The organism is Burkholderia sp. MSMB1588 (assembly GCF_001546925.1).
Lineage (GTDB): Bacteria > Pseudomonadota > Gammaproteobacteria > Burkholderiales > Burkholderiaceae > Burkholderia > Burkholderia humptydooensis.
The window spans coordinates 64,131-81,292 of record NZ_LNJS01000002.1; the positions used below are offsets into that span (position 1 = coordinate 64,131).

At 64.5% G+C, this 17,162-nt stretch carries 17 protein-coding genes and 2 pseudogenes; 7 read left to right on the forward strand and 12 right to left on the reverse strand.

The features are described from left to right. Nucleotides 1-27: 27 nt before the first annotated feature. The 4 genes and pseudogenes from WS92_RS28530 to mnmE form a co-directional block, all read right to left on the reverse strand. A complete protein-coding gene (locus WS92_RS28530) occupies nucleotides 28-183 on the reverse strand; it encodes a lipoprotein (RefSeq protein ID WP_009902052.1) in 156 nt (51 codons plus the stop codon). A 68-nt stretch (nucleotides 184-251) separates the two neighbouring features. Beyond that, a pseudogene (locus WS92_RS36855) lies at nucleotides 252-362 on the reverse strand (integrase); the annotation flags it as partial. Next, nucleotides 363-810 (reverse strand): annotated as a pseudogene (locus tag WS92_RS37320) (integrase arm-type DNA-binding domain-containing protein); the annotation flags it as partial. Between the two features lie 196 nt (nucleotides 811-1,006). Continuing rightward, on the reverse strand, nucleotides 1,007-2,410 hold the full coding sequence (mnmE, locus tag WS92_RS28540) for a tRNA uridine-5-carboxymethylaminomethyl(34) synthesis GTPase MnmE (protein WP_059933190.1): 1,404 nt from the start codon (nucleotides 2,408-2,410) through the stop codon (nucleotides 1,007-1,009). Nucleotides 2,411-2,747: 337 nt separating this feature from the next. On the opposite strand from mnmE, the gene WS92_RS28545 reads away from it, so the two are divergent. Further along, nucleotides 2,748-3,167, forward strand: a complete 420-nt coding sequence (locus WS92_RS28545) for a helix-turn-helix domain-containing protein (protein WP_009910915.1) — start codon at nucleotides 2,748-2,750, stop codon at nucleotides 3,165-3,167. Between the two features lie 140 nt (nucleotides 3,168-3,307). Here WS92_RS28545 and yidC read toward each other — a convergent pair whose 3' ends face one another. The 4 genes from yidC to rpmH form a co-directional block, all read right to left on the reverse strand. Beyond that, the gene (gene yidC / locus WS92_RS28550; protein ID WP_059933044.1) at nucleotides 3,308-4,981 is read right to left on the reverse strand and encodes a membrane protein insertase YidC; all 1,674 of its coding nucleotides are present in this window, start codon (nucleotides 4,979-4,981) and stop codon (nucleotides 3,308-3,310) included. A gap of 8 nt (nucleotides 4,982-4,989) precedes the next feature. After that, nucleotides 4,990-5,259: a membrane protein insertion efficiency factor YidD gene (gene yidD, locus WS92_RS28555; protein ID WP_004198815.1), complete on the reverse strand. Its 270-nt coding sequence runs from the start codon at nucleotides 5,257-5,259 to the stop codon at nucleotides 4,990-4,992. A gap of 80 nt (nucleotides 5,260-5,339) precedes the next feature. Continuing rightward, nucleotides 5,340-5,807 (reverse strand): ribonuclease P protein component, encoded by a 468-nt coding sequence (rnpA, locus tag WS92_RS28560; protein WP_041861793.1) that lies wholly within the window; start codon nucleotides 5,805-5,807, stop codon nucleotides 5,340-5,342. Between the two features lie 16 nt (nucleotides 5,808-5,823). Beyond that, nucleotides 5,824-5,958 (reverse strand): 50S ribosomal protein L34, encoded by a 135-nt coding sequence (rpmH, locus tag WS92_RS28565; protein ID WP_004198824.1) that lies wholly within the window; start codon nucleotides 5,956-5,958, stop codon nucleotides 5,824-5,826. Nucleotides 5,959-6,404: 446 nt separating this feature from the next. Between rpmH and dnaA the strand changes: the two genes are divergently transcribed. The 4 genes from dnaA (at nucleotide 6,405) to WS92_RS33715 (ending at nucleotide 12,879) form a co-directional block, all read left to right on the forward strand. Further along, a complete protein-coding gene (gene dnaA, locus WS92_RS28570) occupies nucleotides 6,405-7,997 on the forward strand; it encodes a chromosomal replication initiator protein DnaA (protein ID WP_059933047.1) in 1,593 nt (530 codons plus the stop codon). A 162-nt stretch (nucleotides 7,998-8,159) separates the two neighbouring features. Further along, nucleotides 8,160-9,263: a DNA polymerase III subunit beta gene (gene dnaN / locus WS92_RS28575; RefSeq protein ID WP_006024054.1), complete on the forward strand. Its 1,104-nt coding sequence runs from the start codon at nucleotides 8,160-8,162 to the stop codon at nucleotides 9,261-9,263. A gap of 188 nt (nucleotides 9,264-9,451) precedes the next feature. Then, complete coding sequence (gene gyrB, locus WS92_RS28580; protein WP_059933049.1) at nucleotides 9,452-11,920, forward strand: DNA topoisomerase (ATP-hydrolyzing) subunit B; 2,469 nt, start codon at nucleotides 9,452-9,454, stop codon at nucleotides 11,918-11,920. A 560-nt stretch (nucleotides 11,921-12,480) separates the two neighbouring features. Continuing rightward, on the forward strand, nucleotides 12,481-12,879 hold the full coding sequence (locus WS92_RS33715; RefSeq protein WP_197420771.1) for a restriction endonuclease: 399 nt from the start codon (nucleotides 12,481-12,483) through the stop codon (nucleotides 12,877-12,879). Between the two features lie 185 nt (nucleotides 12,880-13,064). Here WS92_RS33715 and WS92_RS28590 read toward each other — a convergent pair whose 3' ends face one another. Both WS92_RS28590 and WS92_RS28595 read right to left on the reverse strand, forming a co-directional pair. Further along, nucleotides 13,065-13,592, reverse strand: a complete 528-nt coding sequence (locus WS92_RS28590; protein WP_059933053.1) for a cytochrome b — start codon at nucleotides 13,590-13,592, stop codon at nucleotides 13,065-13,067. Next, the gene (locus tag WS92_RS28595; RefSeq protein WP_006024047.1) at nucleotides 13,589-14,671 is read right to left on the reverse strand and encodes a catalase family peroxidase; all 1,083 of its coding nucleotides are present in this window, start codon (nucleotides 14,669-14,671) and stop codon (nucleotides 13,589-13,591) included. Before WS92_RS28595 ends, WS92_RS28590 begins: the two co-directional genes overlap by 4 nt. Nucleotides 14,672-14,839: 168 nt before the next feature. On the opposite strand from WS92_RS28595, the gene WS92_RS28600 reads away from it, so the two are divergent. Together WS92_RS28600 and WS92_RS28605 are read left to right on the forward strand one after the other, a co-directional pair. After that, the gene (locus tag WS92_RS28600; RefSeq protein ID WP_059933055.1) at nucleotides 14,840-15,355 is read left to right on the forward strand and encodes an RNA polymerase sigma factor; all 516 of its coding nucleotides are present in this window, start codon (nucleotides 14,840-14,842) and stop codon (nucleotides 15,353-15,355) included. Continuing rightward, on the forward strand, nucleotides 15,352-16,104 hold the full coding sequence (locus tag WS92_RS28605) for an anti-sigma factor family protein (protein ID WP_059933057.1): 753 nt from the start codon (nucleotides 15,352-15,354) through the stop codon (nucleotides 16,102-16,104). Before WS92_RS28600 ends, WS92_RS28605 begins: the two co-directional genes overlap by 4 nt. Before the next feature lie 124 nt (nucleotides 16,105-16,228). Here WS92_RS28605 and WS92_RS28610 read toward each other — a convergent pair whose 3' ends face one another. Further along, a complete protein-coding gene (locus WS92_RS28610) occupies nucleotides 16,229-16,594 on the reverse strand; it encodes an STY0301 family protein (protein ID WP_043281890.1) in 366 nt (121 codons plus the stop codon). Then, nucleotides 16,581-17,021: a BPSL0067 family protein gene (locus WS92_RS28615; protein ID WP_009910885.1), complete on the reverse strand. Its 441-nt coding sequence runs from the start codon at nucleotides 17,019-17,021 to the stop codon at nucleotides 16,581-16,583. The genes WS92_RS28610 and WS92_RS28615 overlap by 14 nt, the downstream gene beginning before the upstream one ends. Between the last annotated feature and the right edge of the window lie 141 nt (nucleotides 17,022-17,162).

Sequence of the window (17,162 nt, forward strand, 5' to 3'; positions counted from 1 at the left end):
GCCTTGGGTCCGCAAAAATCGCGGAAATCAGCAGTTTCCTTTCTTCGCCTGCCCCGGCGGGCAGAAGCCGTTGCCCGGGCCTCCCTGGGGCGCCATGATGACGCCAGGCTGATCCGGAACATAGACGGCGCAGCCGCTCAGGACACCTGCGGAAACCGCCAATGCGATGATGATTTTCTTCATGTTGTTTCCCCGTTAGTGATAGAGGCGGAAGGGGCGCGGCCCCTTCCGTTCGTATTGCCGAACGTTCGGAACCCGAAATTGAGGTTCGAGACCGAGCCCGCGGTAATGTTCACCGGCTGCTGCCGCGTCGTTCCGTTGGCCGCGTCGGCTTCGATCGTGTACTGGCCCGCGGCGGCCGGCATCCTCGGCGCTCCACGCTTCTTGATCCGGTCGCAGATCGCCAGCACGTCGCCGGGCGTCACCTCGGAAACCGGCTTGCTGCCGATCGCCGGATACACGTCCTTCCCAAGTGCGCGTTTCGTCGTCCGCTGATACTCGGCCGACTTGTCCGCCATTTGTTGTTCTAGCCAGTACGCAGCGAACTCGCGGACGGTATCGAGCGGCTACAGGGGAAACGCCACCGGCCATGGTCTCCTTATATCGGCGGGCGCGCTCGCGAGCAGTCGCCAAGCTGACTGCAGGATATTCGCCAATCGTGACGGGCGGCTGGCGCTTGCCATGGAGTGAGTAGCGGCAGCGCCAGAATTTTGACCCTGACGGCATCACCTCCAAAATCAGGCCGCCTCCGTCAGAGACAGGATAGCGGGCGGCCTTTGGTTGTAATGCCTTGACGCGGGTATCGGTCAGCGGTTGAACAACTTTTGGCGTGGTCTTCCCCTATTGGCATACACAATTTCGCGACGACGCGCTTCGTATGCCATCTGTATGCCAAAAACATCTGGCTGTCGATTGGTAAACTTGTGGGAATATTGGGGATAAACCTTTATATGACGGGGCTTTCCGGCTTATTGCGTGTGAAACTTTGGCAACGATAGGCAACTGATTATTTACCAATACAAAACCGACTAAAAATCACCCCCAACAAATCATCAGACGTGAACTCCCCGGTGATCGAATTGAGCTGCTCCTGCGCGAGCCGCAGTTCCTCGGCGAAAAGATCCAGCGCCTGAGCATTCTGATCCGCATGCCCGGCCGCCCGCGCGAGATGCGCCTGCGCCGCGCGCAGCGCAATCAGATGCCGCTCGCGCGCGAGATACACGCTCTCCGCGCCCGCCTGCCACCCGGCGATCCGCAGCAGCTCGCCGCGCAGCAGATCGATCCCGTCGCCGCGCTTCGCCGACAGCCGCACTTCGCACACATCCGCGCACGCCGCGCCACCGCCCACTCGCGCAACCGATGCCGGCGCATCCGTCAGATCCGTCTTGTTCAGCACGCGCACGACCGGCACGCCGGCCGGAAAACGCGCGGCGATCACCTCGTCGTCCGGGCCGCGCCCGCTCCGCGCATCAAGCAAATGCAGCACGACGTCGGCCCGCTCGATCTCGCCCCACGTGCGCGCGATGCCGATCTTCTCGACCTCGTCCTCCGTCTCGCGCAAGCCGGCCGTATCGACGATGTGCAGCGGAATGCCTTCGACCTGGATCGTCTGGGCGACCTTGTCGCGCGTCGTGCCGGCGATCGGCGTGACGATCGCGAGCTCCGCGCCCGCAAGCGCGTTCAATAGCGACGACTTGCCGACGTTCGGCTGCCCGGCGAGCACGACCGACAGCCCCTCGCGCAACAGCGCCCCCTGCCGCGCGTCGCCGAGCACGTGCGCGAGCCGCTCGCGGATGTGCGCAAGCTTGCCGCGCGCATCGGCCGCCTCGAGAAAATCGATCTCCTCTTCCGGAAAGTCGAGCGTCGCCTCGACGAGCATCCGCAGCGCGATCACGTCGTCGACGAGCACATGGACGTCACGCGAAAACACGCCGTCGAGCGAGCGGCCCGCCGAGCGCGCGGCCGCCTCGGTGCTCGCCTCGATCAGATCGGCGACGGCCTCCGCCTGCGCAAGATCGAGCTTGTCGTTCAGGAACGCGCGGCGCGTGAATTCGCCCGGCCCTGCCAGCCGCAGGCCATACGCGCGCCCCGCGTCGAGGCAGCGCTGCAGCACGAGCTGCAGCACGATCGGCCCGCCGTGGCCTTGCAGTTCGAGCACGTGCTCGCCCGTATACGAATGCGGCGCGGGAAAATAGAGCGCGATGCCCCGGTCGAGCGGCTCGCCCGCGCCGTCGAGAAACGGCACGTAGCTCGCATGTCTCGGCGCGAGCCGCGCGCCGCACAGCGCCTCGCTCAGCGCAAGCGCCGCCGCTTCTCCGGCTCGCCCGAACGAGATGCGCACGACGCCGATTCCGCCTCGGCCGGACGCGGTGGCAATGGCGACGATCGAATCGGAATCAGTGGCGAGCATGGCAAAAATTCTGAAATAAATGAAATAGAAATCCAAAGAACCGCAGATATCCTTGAATGCCGAATTGTAGCCCGGCCGCGCAATAGTATTGCGCGGACAACGTTCCACCCTGCCATTTTCCGCAATTTTTTGTTTATCTTAGTTGCGCTAACCAATTGATGTGACGAATTCGAAGCGTCCTGACGGCGAAACGACCTCGACCACCGATCAGCAAGCATGAGCGCACCCGCAGCCGATCGCAACCTCTGGCATCCACCAGTTAAACAGTCACTCAGTTGGGCTAAACATAACCTGATTGGTTGTCTTCCTGGCAGCGGTCGAACTGCACAATCTGGCCATGCCGACACTCGAAGAAAAAGTGGCGTTCACCGAACGTCTCAAATTCGCCTTGTTGCGCAGCCCAGAAAAAGTGACCGGCGCGACGGAACTCGCTTTGCATTTCAATTTGCGTCATCACGGCGAGCATCCGGTTTCTCCGCAAACCGCGCACAAATGGCTGACGGGCCGCACGATTCCGACGCCGGACAAGCTTCGCACGCTTGCCGAGTGGCTTCGGGTGGACCTGCATTGGCTGCACTATGGCCCGCCGCCGAGCGCGGCGCGCACCACGCCGCAGCCGTTGCCGCGCGACGAAAAGTATCCGCCCACGCCCGAGACGATCGAGCTCGCATCGAAGATCGAGGCGCTCTCGCCGCATCATCGCTATCTGGTGCAGGAACTCATCGAGCAGTTCTACGGCGATACGTCGAAGCGCTGACCACGCCGCCGCCTGAACGAAAAAGCCGCCTGACGAACCAGACGGCTTTTTCGTATCTTCGATCGAAACGATGTCCTGCTATCCGGAGCGGCTGGAAAAAGGGGCGAACTGCATCGCCCCTTTGTTCGTCCGGTCGGGCGTCAGCTCGCTTTTTTCTTCGCCGCGGCGCCGCCGAGCGTGCGCGTGATGTAGTACTGCTGCGCGATCGACAGCACGTTGTTCACCACGTAGTACAGCACGAGGCCGGCCGGGAAGAAGAAGAACATCACCGAGAACGCGATCGGCATGAACATCATCATCTTCGCCTGGACCGGGTCCGGCGGGGTCGGGTTCAGCTTCGTCTGCACGAACATCGACACGGCCATCAGCACCGGCAGGATGAAGTACGGGTCGCGCTGCGACAGGTCGTGAATCCACAGAATCCACGGCGCGCCACGCATTTCCACCGATGCGAGCAGCACCCAGTACAGCGAGATGAACACCGGGATCTGGATCACGACCGGCAGGCAGCCGCCGAACGGATTGACCTTCTCGGTCTTGTACAGCTCCATCAGCGCCGCGTTCATCTTCTGCGGATCGCTCTTGAAGCGCTCGCGCAGCGCCTGCATCCGCGGCGTGATTTCCTTCATCCGCGCCATCGACTTGTAGCTCGCCGCCGACAGCGGGAAGAACACCGCCTTGATCAGCAGCGTGAGCAGCACGATCGCCCAGCCCCAGTTGCCGACGAAGCCGTGGATCTTCTCGAGCAGCCAGAACAGCGGCTTCGCGATGATCGTCACCCAGCCGTAGTCCTTCACGAGCTCGAGCCCCGGCGCGATGCCTTCAAGCATCCGCTCTTCTTCCGGACCGGCGAACAGACGCGCGGACACGTCGGCCGACTGGCCCGGCGCGATCGCCGCGACCGGCTGCTTCACGCCGACGCGGTACAGCGTCGGGTCGATCTTCTCGACGTAGATGTCGCGCTTCGCGCCCGCCTGCGGTATCCACGCGGACGCGAAGTAGTGCTGAACCATCGCGATCCAGCCGTTGTCGGCGGACGGGACGTAATCGGCCTTGTTCTTGTCGATGTCGCTGAACGTGATCTTCTGGAAGTGCTTCTGATCCGTGTACACCGCCGGCCCGAGGAACGTGTGCGAGAACATCGGCGTCTCGACCGACGTGTTGTCGCGCACGAGCTCCATGTACACGCTCGGCGTGACGGGCGCGGTGCCGACGTTCTCGATCTTCGTGTCGACGCCGATCACGTAGCTGCCGCGCGTGAACGTGTACGTCTTCACCACCTTCACGCCGCCCTTCACCGGCGATTCGAACGACAGCTTCAGCGCGTTCTGGCCGGCCGAGAGCGACGTCGGGCCGGCCACTTGCGCGTAGATGTCGTTGTGGTTCGGGAAGTCGCCGCCGAGGAGGCCCGTGCGTGCGAGGTACGTGTGGTTCGCCGCGTTGTCGAACAGCGTCACCGACAGGTCGGGCTGCTTGCCGTCGCCCGCCTTCGTCAGCGTCAGCTTCGCGAGCGTGCCGCCGCGCGTGTCGATCTCGCCGTTGTAGACGTCGGTCGAGAAGCGCACGAGCTGCGCCTGCGCCGCGGGCGCCGTCGTCGCGGGAGCCGCGCCCGTCGCGGCCGCCGGCAGCGCGTTCACCGCCGCCGCGCTCGCGCCCGATGCGCCAGCACCGTTAGTTGCGTTCGACGCGGTGTTCGTCTGCGTGACGTTCGGGAAGAACATCGACGGGCGTCCGTGGGACCGTTGCCAGTTGTCGAACAGCATGACCGCTGACATGAAGAAGATCACCCATAGGACGGTGCGTTTGATATCCATGCGTTGTCTCAGAGTCGATGGGACGACGCCTCAGCTTCGTGAGGAGCGTTACGTGCGTCGGAGTTGGGCGGCGGGACGAGGTCGACGCCGCCCGCGGAGAACGGATGGCATCGGCACAGGCGCCTGGCGGCAAGGTAAGTGCCGCGCGCGGCGCCATGATACTGGATTGCCTCGCGCGCGTAATCCGAACAGGAGGGATAAAAACGGCATCGGCTGCCGAGCAGCGGGCTCACGGCAAGCTTGTAGAAGCGCAGCAACGCGATCAGAACCGTTTGCATAGCAGTGGCGGCGCCGTTGCGCCGCGTTCGAGCCAATCGGGCGGACGGATCGGAGGCCGTCCGCGACGGGCGTCGGCGCGTCACTCGGACGCGGGCTTCGCCCCGTTGCGCCGGGCAATCTCCCGGGCTGCCCGGTCGAGCAGCTCGCGGATCTCGCCCGCGCACAGCGCCGCGAGCGGCGCGGATGCGGCGCTCGGCATCGCCTTCTTGTCGAAGCGCGTATGCAGGCGCAGCAGAATGTCCCAGCCGGCGAACTCGGCGCGACGCGTGCGAAACGCTTCGCGGGCGAGCCGCTTGACCAGATTGCGCGTCACCGCACGCGCAGCGTACTTCTTGCCGATGACGAGCCCAAGACGCGCTTCGTGCCCCGTCGGCTTGCCGTAGATCACGAAGTGCGCGCTGCGCCGCCACGGGCGCAAACGAAAAACGGATGAAAATTCATCCGTTTTCAGAAGTCGCGCAGCTTTGGGGAAGGCGGCGGACGCTTGCAACGGAATCGAACCCGGGACAGCGGCTGCCTCGCCCGCATCGCTGCGGACGGCGGACACGGCGCGCAACCCGCCCTTAGATGGCGAGACGCTTGCGGCCCTTCGCGCGGCGGGCGTTGATGACCTTGCGGCCGCCGGCCGTCTTCATGCGCACGCGGAAGCCATGGGTGCGCTTGCGGCGCGTCACGGAAGGTTGGTAGGTACGTTTCATGTTGCTCTCACTTGTTCGAGAATATCGGGAATCAGGGACCGCGTGCCCTCTCTTTCGAGGCAACCGGGCGAACGCAATCGCCGAAAATAACAGGATTGGTTTTCGCGGAACCCGCTATTTAAACTGTTTTTCTCTTGGCGGTCAATACGTTAGAGGCACGCCTAGGCTACTTCGGCCGGGTCGTTCCCCGGCTCCGCCGCGCTGCGGCGATCGCGCCCCACCGGCCATTCGCCCCTGTGGATAACTCCCGCGCGCACTCCGTTTGGCGGTAGAATCTCGCCTTATCTCCAAGAATCCCGCACGCCGCCTCGGCTCGCGCCTGCGCTCAAACCCTTGTCGCGCAAGCGTCCGAGGCACGTCCGCACGGCCGCACCGGGCCTTGTTGCGCATCCGCGACAAGGGCGGCCGCGCGCCGCGCGTGCAAACGAAACAACGACAGCTCTTCGATGAACGATTTCTGGCAACACTGTTCCGCGCTATTGGAGCGTGAATTGACGCCCCAACAGTACGTGACGTGGATCAAACCCTTGGCCCCGGTCGCCTTCGATGCCGCTGCGAACACGCTGTCGATCGCCGCACCGAACCGCTTCAAGCTCGATTGGGTCAAGAGCCAGTTCTCGGGCCGGATCTCCGATCTGGCCCGGGATTTCTGGAACGCGCCGATCGACGTGCAATTCGTGCTCGATCCGAAGGCGGGCCAGCGCAGCGCCGCCGGCGCGGCGCCGCTCGCGCCCCGCGCCCCGCTGTCGGCGGCGAATCCCGCTCCGGTTACGGCCGGCCCCGTGCCGGCGGGCGCCGCCGATGCGAACGCACCCGCGCCCGCCGGCATGAACGCCGCCACCGCGGCGGCCGTCGCCGCCGCGCAAGCGGCCAAGGCGAACGCCGCCGCGCTGAACGCCGACGAAGCCGCCGACCTCGATCTGCCGAGCCTCACCGCGCACGAAGCGGCGGCCGGCCGCCGCACGTGGCGCCCCGGCGCGGCGAGCGCGAACAGCGAAGCCGCCGACTCGATGTACGAGCGCTCGAAGCTCAACCCCGTGCTCACGTTCGACAACTTCGTCACCGGCAAGGCGAACCAGCTCGCGCGCGCGGCGGCGATCCAGGTGGCCGACAATCCGGGCATCTCGTACAACCCGCTGTTCCTGTACGGCGGCGTCGGCCTCGGCAAGACCCACCTGATCCATGCGATCGGCAACCAGTTGCTGCTCGACAAGCCGGGCGCGCGCATCCGCTACATCCACGCGGAGCAGTACGTGTCCGATGTCGTGAAGGCGTACCAGCGCAAGGCGTTCGACGATTTCAAGCGCTACTATCATTCGCTCGACCTGCTCCTCATCGACGACATCCAGTTCTTCTCCGGCAAGTCGCGCACGCAGGAGGAATTCTTCTACGCGTTCGAAGCGCTCGTCGCGAACAAGGCGCAGGTAATCATCACGAGCGATACCTATCCGAAGGAGATCTCCGGCATCGACGATCGCCTGATCTCGCGCTTCGATTCGGGCCTGACCGTCGCGATCGAACCGCCCGAGCTCGAAATGCGCGTCGCGATCCTGATGCGCAAGGCGCAATCGGAAGGCGTGAGCCTGTCGGAAGATGTCGCGTTCTTCGTCGCGAAGCATCTGCGCTCGAACGTGCGCGAGCTCGAAGGCGCGCTGCGCAAGATCCTCGCGTACTCGAAATTCCACGGCCGCGAGATCACGATCGAGCTGACAAAGGAGGCGTTGAAGGATCTGCTCACCGTGCAGAACCGGCAGATCTCGGTCGAGAACATCCAGAAGACGGTCGCCGATTTCTACAACATCAAGGTCGCCGACATGTATTCGAAGAAGCGCCCCGCGAACATCGCGCGGCCGCGGCAGATCGCGATGTATCTCGCGAAGGAGCTCACGCAGAAGAGCCTGCCCGAAATCGGCGAGCTGTTCGGCGGGCGCGATCACACGACCGTGCTGCACGCGGTGCGCAAGATCGCCGACGAACGCGGCAAGGACGCGCAGCTCAACCACGAGTTGCACGTGCTCGAGCAGACGCTCAAGGGCTGATGCGCGCGAGCGCTTGAGAATCGCGGAGCCGCCCCAATTTAAAAGGGGCGGTTCGGTTTTGAGGCACAATACTGGTTTGACCGCCCGGCCGGCGGCGGGCCGACGGCCCGCCCGGCCAGGCGCTGCGAGGCTTGCAGGCCGTTAATTGAACGAAGGAACTCTATGCAACTGGTCAAGACCGAACGAGACACCCTCCTTAGGCCGCTGCAAACCGTGAGCGGTATCGTCGAACGCCGCCACACGTTGCCGATCCTCGCCAATCTGTTGATCACGAAGAACGGCCCGGACGTGTCGTTCCTGTCGACCGACCTCGAGCTCCAGATCACGACGCGCGCCGATTTCGGCGTCGGCGGCGACCAGGTCGCGACGACCGTCGCGGCCCGCAAGCTGCTCGACATCCTGCGCGCGATGCCGGACGGCCAGGTCACGCTGTCGCTCGCCGACAAGCGCCTGACGGTCCAGTCCGGCAAGAGCCGTTTCGCACTGCAGACGCTCGCGGCCGACGAGTTCCCGACCGTCGCGCAATCGAAGGATTTCGGCGCGAGCCTCGCCGTTCCGCAGAAGGCGTTCCGCCAGTTGCTCGGCATGGTGTACTTCGCGATGGCGCAGCAGGACATCCGCTACTACCTGAACGGGATGCTGCTCGTCGTGGACGGCGACCGCCTGATGGCGGTGGCGACCGACGGCCACCGCCTCGCGTTCTCGTCGATGAAGATCGAAGGCGCGTTCGGCCGCCAGGAAGTGATCGTGCCGCGCAAGACGATTCTCGAGCTGCAGCGCCTGCTCGAGGACATCGACGACACGGTCAAGATCGACATCGCGCAAACGCAGGCGAAGTTCACGTTCGGCCAGGTCGAGCTGGTGTCGAAGCTCGTCGAGGGCAAGTTCCCCGACTTCCAGCGCGTGATCCCGAAAGCGCACAAGAACACGTTCGAGATCGGCCGCGAAGAGCTGCAGCGCTCGCTGCAGCGCGCGGCGATCCTCACGTCCGACAAGTTCAAGGGCGTGCGCTGCATCATCGCGCCCGGCCAGTTGAAGATCATGTCGACGAACGCCGACCAGGAAGAGGCGCAGGAAGAACTGGAAATCGCCTACCAGGGCGACACCGTCGACATCGGCTTCAACGTCACGTATCTGCTCGACGTGCTCGCGAACCTGAAGGTCGACACCGTCCAGGTGAGCCTCGGCGACGCGAGTTCGAGCGCCCTCATCACCGTGCCCGAGAACGATGAATTCAAGTACGTGGTGATGCCGATGCGCATCTGACGCGCACGACTCGCCGGACACACCAAGGGGCGCGACGCCCCTTTGGCGTTTTTATGGCGATTCGCACGCTCGAGCGCCGGCGCGCGACGCCGGCCCCCGAAAGGGGCGAAAAACCCGAGGCGGCCCGGGTTTTTCGGCAGAAGCACCGCGCCGCCACTCGAGTAGCCCAGCAGAACCGGAAGACACCCATGACTGAACAGCACAATTCGCAGCCCGAAAATAGCTACGGCGCGTCGTCGATCCAGATCCTCGAAGGCCTGGAAGCGGTGCGCAAGCGACCCGGGATGTACATCGGCGACACGTCGGACGGCACCGGTCTGCATCACCTCGTGTTCGAGGTGCTCGACAACTCGATCGACGAGGCGCTCGCCGGTTACTGCAACGACATCCGCGTGACCATTCACGCGGACAATTCGATCTCCGTGACGGACAACGGCCGCGGCATCCCGACCGACGTCAAGCTCAACGACAAGCACGAGCCGAAGCGCTCGGCCGCCGAAATCGTGATGACCGAGCTGCACGCGGGCGGCAAGTTCGACCAGAACAGCTACAAGGTGTCGGGCGGCCTGCACGGCGTCGGCGTGTCGTGCGTGAACGCGCTGTCGAGCTGGCTGCGCCTCACCGTGCGCCGCGACGGCAAGAAGCACTTCATGGAATTCCATCGCGGCATCGCGCAGAACCGCATGCTCGAAGAGCTCGACGGCGAGCAGGTGTCGCCGATGCAGGTGATCGGCGACACCGAGAACCGCGGCACCGAAGTGCACTTCATGGCCGATCCGACGATCTTCGGCACCGTTGAATACCATTACGACATCCTCGCGAAGCGCATCCGCGAGCTGTCGTTCCTGAACAACGGCGTGCGCATTCGCCTGACCGACCTGCGCTCCGGCAAGGAAGACGATTTCGCGTTCGCGGGCGGCGTAAAGGGCTTCGTCGAGTACATCAACAAAACGAAGAGCGTGCTGCACCCGACGATCTTCCACGTCAACGGCGAGAAGGACGGCGTCGGCGTGGAAGTGGCGATGCAGTGGAACGACAGCTACAACGAGAACGTGCTGTGCTTCACGAACAACATCCCGCAGCGCGACGGCGGCACGCACTTGACCGGCCTGCGCGCGGCGATGACGCGCGTCATCAACAAGTACATCGCCGACAACGAAATCGCGAAGAAGGCGAAGGTCGAGACGAGCGGCGACGACATGCGCGAGGGGCTGTCGTGCGTGCTGTCGGTGAAGGTGCCGGAGCCGAAGTTCAGTTCGCAGACGAAGGACAAGCTGGTTTCGTCCGAAGTGCGCGCGCCGGTGGAGGAAGTGGTCGCGAAGGCGCTCGAGGAGTTCCTGCTCGAGACGCCGAACGACGCGAAGATCATCTGCAGCAAGATCGTCGAAGCGGCGCGCGCGCGGGATGCCGCGCGCAAGGCGCGCGAGATGACGCGCCGCAAGGGCGTGCTCGACGGCGTGGGCCTGCCGGGCAAGCTCGCGGACTGCCAGGAGAAGGATCCGGCGAAGTCGGAAATCTACATCGTCGAGGGCGACTCGGCGGGCGGCTCGGCGAAGCAGGGGCGCGACCGCAAGTTCCAGGCGATCCTGCCGCTGCGCGGCAAGGTGCTGAACGTCGAGAAGGCGCGCTATGACAAGCTGCTGTCGTCCGAGCAGATCGTCACGCTCGTGACCGCGCTGGGCTGCGGGATCGGCAAGGACGACTACAACCTCGAGAAGCTGCGCTATCACCGCATCATCATCATGACCGACGCGGACGTCGACGGCGCGCACATCCGCACGCTGCTGCTGACGTTCTTCTACCGGCAGATGCCGGAGATGATCGAGCGCGGCTACGTGTACATCGCGCAGCCGCCGCTTTACAAGGTGAAGGCGGGCCGCGACGAGCGCTACCTGAAGGACGACGCCGAGCTGAACGCGCACATGCTGCGCCTCGCGCTGCAGGGCTCGGAGCTCGTGCCGGCCGAGAACGGCACGCCGATCTCGGGCGACGCGCTCGGCGAGCTCGCGCGTTCGTATCTGCTGGCGCAGGGCGTGGTGGAGCGGCTGAGCCGCCTGTACGACCCGGCCGCGCTCGAGGCGGTCATGGACGGCGTGGCGATCGATCTGTCGAGCGAGGCGTCGACGGAGGCGTCGGCGAAGGCGCTCGCCGCCATGCTGTCCGACGACTCGAAGACCGAGGTGCGCGTCGTGCCGGCTTACGATGCGGTGCGCGAGCAGCGCTCGCTGCGCGTCGAGCGCACGCATCACGGCAACGTGCGCGTGTCGGTGATCGACGAGGAGTTCCAGCACACGGCCGATTATCAGCAGCTCGTGAACACCGCGAATACGTTCAAGGGCTTGATCGGCGCGGGGGCGGCGATCAAGCGCGGGGAGCGGGGCTCGAACGTGTCGGACTTCAAGGAAGCGATGAAGTGGCTGATGGCCGACGCCGAGCGGAACATGTCCAAGCAGCGGTATAAGGGGTTGGGCGAGATGAACCCCGAGCAGCTATGGGAAACGACGATGGACCCGGCGGTGCGGCGGTTGCTGCGCGTGCAGATCGAGGATGCGATTGCGGCAGACGGGATCTTTACCACGTTGATGGGGGATGAGGTCGAGCCGCGCAGGGCGTTTATCGAGAATAATGCGCTGAGGGCGGGGAATATTGATGTTTGAGGCTGTCTGTAGATAGACGCATAACCTGAGAAAAATGGACCCATAAATTGAGAAATTTATGGGTCTTTTTTAATAGCTCACTCCCAGCGCATACCCACTGAAAATTTAATATCCTTTAAAATGCAGCGAGAAGGCACAGGCCCTCCAATTTCGGAATATATATGAAAATGGCAAAAGAAAAAAGTTGTGGAACGTATTGCGCGAGATCTCAATATTTCAGATGATGTGCAAAATGAAATCCTGCCGTCAGGGGAAGGGCGTTTTCGCAACCGGATACGATGGGCACGACTCTACCTAGTGCGAGAGGGATTGGTCGACTCGTCAAAGCGCGGGGTCTGGGCGCTCACAGAGGCCGGTCGTCGCACGGCCCTTTCGATTGATCAGGCCCGTAGCATTGCTACAAAATGGAATCGCATTTTCGGAGAGGAGCGGCGAGCGAAAGCTGGTAGCTCGGAGCTATCTCAGTTGAGGCCTCAGAACCCGCGGCTGCGGCCACAAGTGACTATCGCTACGAGCTCATTCAGTTACTTAAAAATCTGCCGGCGTCGGGGTTCGAACGATTGTCCCAGAGGCTTCTTCGCGAAGCCGGCTTTGTACAAGTGGTTGTAACAGGGAGTAGCGGTGACGGAGGCATAGATGGATATGGCACACTCCAGGTTAATCCACTCGTCTCGTTTAAAGTTCTATTCCAATGCAAACGCTACGCAAAATCCGTGCCCCCGTCACAAGTTCGTGATTTTCGCGGAGCAATGTCAGGCCGGACTGACAAAGGCATCATCATCACGACTGGAACATTTACGGCGGAAGCACGTCGCGAAGCAGCTCGCGACGGCGTCCCGCCAATCGAGCTTATCGATGGCGAAAAGCTTGTCGATATGCTGGAACAGTTGGAGCTAGGACTGAAACCCGTACAAACTTTTGCCGTCGACACGTCATTTTTTGACGAGTTCAAAAACTAACTTGTTATCCGGCATACGTAAGCACTAAAAATCGGGGCAAAGGGTACACCAAAAGGCCCCTTTGAAAGTCCGTTGGTTTTCTGGATTCGACTGAATCGCTTCCCAGCCAAAATGGCAGTATTTCCCTGCGCACGCCCCGTACTTCAGGCTCTGCTCAAAAACCGCCACGCCTGTAATCACCGCCGTCACCTCCCCACCATCGCCCTCAACACCCCATCCCGCCGAATCACCCCGTGATAAAGCGCGGCGGCAAAATGCGCGAGAAACGTCGCAAAGAACAAATAAGCCAGCCACCGATGCGCATGCCGCAGCCAAGCAAACCAAACCGGATCGGCAGGCACAATCGACGGCAATCGCACGCCGCCGCCCAACGTCACCGGATACCCGCCCGCCGACAGCATCGCCCACCCGACCAACGGCATCGCGATCATCAACGCATACAGCGCGAGATGCGACCCATGCGCCGCGAGCTTCTGCCACCCCGGCAAATCCGCCGGCAACGCCGGCGGCCGAGAACTCAACCGCACCACCACCCGCACGCAAGCCAGCACCAGCACCGCCACACCAAGCGGCTTGTGAATCGCGATCAGCACCGCATGCCACCCCGACACCGGCGCCACCATCCCCGCGCCAATAAAGAACATCGAGACGATCATCGCCGCCATCACCCAATGCAGCAGCCGCGCGAGAGGGTTGAACGTAGTCTTCATCATCGTTTCTCCGAAAGCGGATGCGCAGCGCCGGGTATCCCGGCCTCTTCGCTCGTGCGGCGCAGATACGAATCCGCATACGCGGCCGAGCGCGCGGCGAGCAGCGGGTCGCCCGACGCTCGGATGCCGTCGGGCAGGATCGTCGGGTCGTAGTTGACGTCGCGGCACGCGCCGCTGTCCTGCGCCTCCACGCGATCGAGCACGAGCGTGCCCGCATCGATCGTCGTGCGATTCGCGGGCCATGTGCGCGTCGCGTCGTCGACGGGGTCGCCCGGCTCCGCCAGCGTGAGCAGCAAATGCCAGCGCTGCGGCCCGGAGCCGATGCGCCGCGTCAGGTCCTCCTGCAGCACGTTCGAATCGCCGGCCTTCGCGACATCGCCCGCCTCGGCCGTCTGTTCCGGCGCGACGCGCCACCGCACCGCCTGCCGCCTTCCCGCCGCATCGACAAGATAGAACGCGTTCAGGCTGTAATACGTCTCGGTGACGTAGCTCGCGCTCGGCTTCGCCGTCTTCGCCCACGCGCGGAACGCGGCCGTCTCCGGATGCGCGTCGAAGAACGCCTTCAGCTTCGCCGGGTCGGGCTTGCCCGTCTTCGGATCGGGCCGGCCCGCCACCGTCTGTTCGTAGAACGCACGCGGCGTCGCGACCGGAAACACCGGCATGCTGTTCATTCCCATGCGCCATTGCTCGCCGTCGGGCGCGGTCAGGCGCAGCGCGAGGCTGCGGATCGGCACGCTGTTGTCCGGCGCGTACGGATTGCCGCCCGGCAGCGCGAAGCGCCCGACCACCGGCGTGCGCACCGCCGCGAAAAAGGGCGCGGTCGAATGCGCGCTCGCCGCGCCGTTGCCTTCGAAATAGCCCGTCACGCACACGCCTTTCGCGTGATTGCGCCGGTAGCCCGGATGCAGGCCGCTATTGCGCTGCAACGCGTCGACGAGTCGCTGCGGCGTCAGCCGGTGCGGCGCGAGCCAGCCGCCGACGTAGCCGAACGACGCCGCGAGTGCCGCCACCACGCCGCCGATCAGCGCCCACCGCCAGAGGCCGCGCGCCGGCCCGGCCGGCGGTGTTGAAGGATGTTCCATCGTGTACGCTCCCGACCGTCAGGCCATGTGTCGAACGCGCGTATGACGGACCGCCGTCCGGTTTATTCCATCGAAAAATATTTTTTGCCGACGCGTGGAATAACCCTCGACGATCGAGCGTCTCACGCATTGAATCCACGCTCACGACGGCATTCGATCCGACCCGCCATGCCTCCCGCCGATCTCGACGACCAACTGCGCGAACTGTTGCCTCGACTGCGCCGCTTCGCGCTCTGGCTGACCCGCGACGTTCACAGCGCCGACGATCTCGTGCAATCGACGCTCGAGCGCGCGCTGTCGCGCTGGTCGACGCGCAGCGACGCTTCGGCGCTGCGCAGTTGGCTCTTCACGATCCTGTACCGGCAGTTCGTCGACGCGACGCGCCGCGCGAAGCGCCACGCGTGGCTGCTCGGCCGGATCAAGGGCGACGACGAGCCGCAATGGCCATCCGCCGAGGATCACGCGATCGCCCGCTCGATGCTCGACGCGTTCGGCCGACTGTCGACGGAGCAGCGCAGTTTGCTGCTGCTCGTGGCCGTCGAGGGGTTCAGCTATCAGGAAGTCGCCGAGCTGCTCGACATCCCGATCGGCACCGTGATGTCGCGGCTGTCGCGCGCGCGGCAGGCGCTGCGCACGCTCGGCGACGGCGAGATTTCCGCTCCTTCGCTGCGTTTGATGAGATGAACATTCCCCCCGACGAACACGATCTTCACGCCTATGTCGACGGCCGGCTCGACGCCGATGCGCGCGCGGCCGTCGAGCGCTGGCTCGTGCTGCATCCGGCGCGCGCGGCGCAGGTTCGGCGCTGGCGGCAGGATGCGCAGCAGTTGCGCGCGGCGCTCGATTCGGTCGCGGTGCCCGCGCCGACGGCGGCACTCGATCCCGCCGCGTTGCGCGCGCGCCGCGCCGAACGTGCGCGTGCGCGGCTCGCTGTGGCTGCGTCGCTCGTGCTGTGCGTCGGGCTCGGCGCGGTGGGCGGCTGGCAGGCGCACGGCTGGAACGGCGCGCCCGCCGCGCCGATGAGCGACGCCGTCGCCGCGTACAGACTGATGGTTGTCGACCGCAGCGCGCGCGCCGACGTCGTGCAGAAGCAGCCGGGCGAATTGCAGGCGTGGGTTGCGCGCGAGGTCGGCGCATCGGTGCGGTTGCCGGATCTGAGCGGCGCGGGCTTCGCGCCCGTCGGCGGGCGGTTGTTCGCGACCGAGCGCGGTACGGCCGCGATGGTGCTGTACGAGGATGCGGCCGGGCGCACGCTGAGTTTCTACGTGCGGCCGCCCGAATCGGCGAATCGGCTGCTCGCGGCAGGAAGGCGCGTCGACGGCGCGCTGCTCGCGCGCTACGGATCGGTGCGCGGGTTCAACTATGCGGTCGTCGGGCGGGCGGATAGCGTCGGCGAGGCGGCCGTCGCGCGAGCGCTAGACGCGCAGATCTGACGGGCGGGGCACGGCGAACGTGCAAGTTTCGTCCGATGCGCTCGCGGTGTCGAGCGAGGGCGCGAACGCATTGTCGGGCGCGCGGACAATCTCGGCGAAGCGGCCGCCGTGCATCACGCGACGGTCATTTGCACATCACTTTCAGCGTCTTCTTGTCGTCGATCCGGTAATCGCAGCGATTCACCCGCCCGGCGAGCCTGACGTCCTTCGTCTGGCCGTCCGCGTACTTGCAGCGGACCGTCACGTAGCGTCCCGCGTCGTACACGTAACCCAGCGCCCAATGCCCTTTCCGCTCGCCGGCGTCATCGGGAATCAGCGTCGCGAGGTCGCTCGGCGCGCCGTCGAACACGTCGACGTATTGCAGCGGGCTCTGCGCCCGCACCGGGCACACTTCCGCGCTCGCGCCGGACACGCCCGTCGTGCCGAACGCGCCCGCGCACCCGAAAAACGACACCGCGAGCAATGCGCAGGCTGCCTTACTCCACGACATAAAAATTGTCTCCGTTGTTCGACCGGCCATGCGCGCCCCAGCGCAGGCGCCGTTGCTGAACCGGTTGCGGCGTGGGCGGCGTGACGAACTGGTCGTAGACGAGGATGCCGCCGTCCTTCGACTGGCTGACGTAGATGGCCGCGTGGCCGTCGTACTTGCCGGCCGCGTTGAATGTCGCGATCACGGTGCCCGCGACGATCGACGCGTTCCCCTTCACCGCCGTGCCCTTGCGCCACTGCGCGGTGAGCGGCAGCGTCGGGCAGACCCGTTTCACGTACGACACGCATTGCCCGCAGAGATCGCGGCCGGACGTAACGCTGCCGGACGGCGCCTTGTCGAATGGCGCGAGCTTCGACGTGGGCGCGCAGGTCCAGCGGCCGACCGGCGCGTCGGCATTGCTCGAATAATGGGTGGAGACGTAAGGCATGGTTTCCTCGGTTTTTTTAAGCGGAATTCGAATTGACACAACCAGCCAGGCGAACCGGATTGTCAGGCAGATGCGGGAAACGATCAACCGCCGCGACAATTCAACACAATTCTTGCGCCGGAGTGCAATTTGCGCTTCGCC

Coding starts and splice junctions, on each gene's coding strand:
- WS92_RS28530 (WP_009902052.1), bottom strand. CDS start 183: ATGAAGAAAATCATCATCGCATTGGCGGTTTCCGCAGGTGTCCTGAGC.
- mnmE (WP_059933190.1), bottom strand. CDS start 2,410: ATGCTCGCCACTGATTCCGATTCGATCGTCGCCATTGCCACCGCGTCC.
- WS92_RS28545 (WP_009910915.1), top strand. CDS start 2,748: ATGCCGACACTCGAAGAAAAAGTGGCGTTCACCGAACGTCTCAAATTC.
- yidC (WP_059933044.1), bottom strand. CDS start 4,981: ATGGATATCAAACGCACCGTCCTATGGGTGATCTTCTTCATGTCAGCG.
- yidD (WP_004198815.1), bottom strand. CDS start 5,259: ATGCAAACGGTTCTGATCGCGTTGCTGCGCTTCTACAAGCTTGCCGTG.
- rpmH (WP_004198824.1), bottom strand. CDS start 5,958: ATGAAACGTACCTACCAACCTTCCGTGACGCGCCGCAAGCGCACCCAT.
- dnaA (WP_059933047.1), top strand. CDS start 6,405: ATGAACGATTTCTGGCAACACTGTTCCGCGCTATTGGAGCGTGAATTG.
- dnaN (WP_006024054.1), top strand. CDS start 8,160: ATGCAACTGGTCAAGACCGAACGAGACACCCTCCTTAGGCCGCTGCAA.
- gyrB (WP_059933049.1), top strand. CDS start 9,452: ATGACTGAACAGCACAATTCGCAGCCCGAAAATAGCTACGGCGCGTCG.
- WS92_RS28590 (WP_059933053.1), bottom strand. CDS start 13,592: ATGATGAAGACTACGTTCAACCCTCTCGCGCGGCTGCTGCATTGGGTG.
- WS92_RS28595 (WP_006024047.1), bottom strand. CDS start 14,671: ATGGAACATCCTTCAACACCGCCGGCCGGGCCGGCGCGCGGCCTCTGG.
- WS92_RS28600 (WP_059933055.1), top strand. CDS start 14,840: ATGCCTCCCGCCGATCTCGACGACCAACTGCGCGAACTGTTGCCTCGA.
- WS92_RS28605 (WP_059933057.1), top strand. CDS start 15,352: ATGAACATTCCCCCCGACGAACACGATCTTCACGCCTATGTCGACGGC.
- WS92_RS28610 (WP_043281890.1), bottom strand. CDS start 16,594: ATGTCGTGGAGTAAGGCAGCCTGCGCATTGCTCGCGGTGTCGTTTTTC.
- WS92_RS28615 (WP_009910885.1), bottom strand. CDS start 17,021: ATGCCTTACGTCTCCACCCATTATTCGAGCAATGCCGACGCGCCGGTC.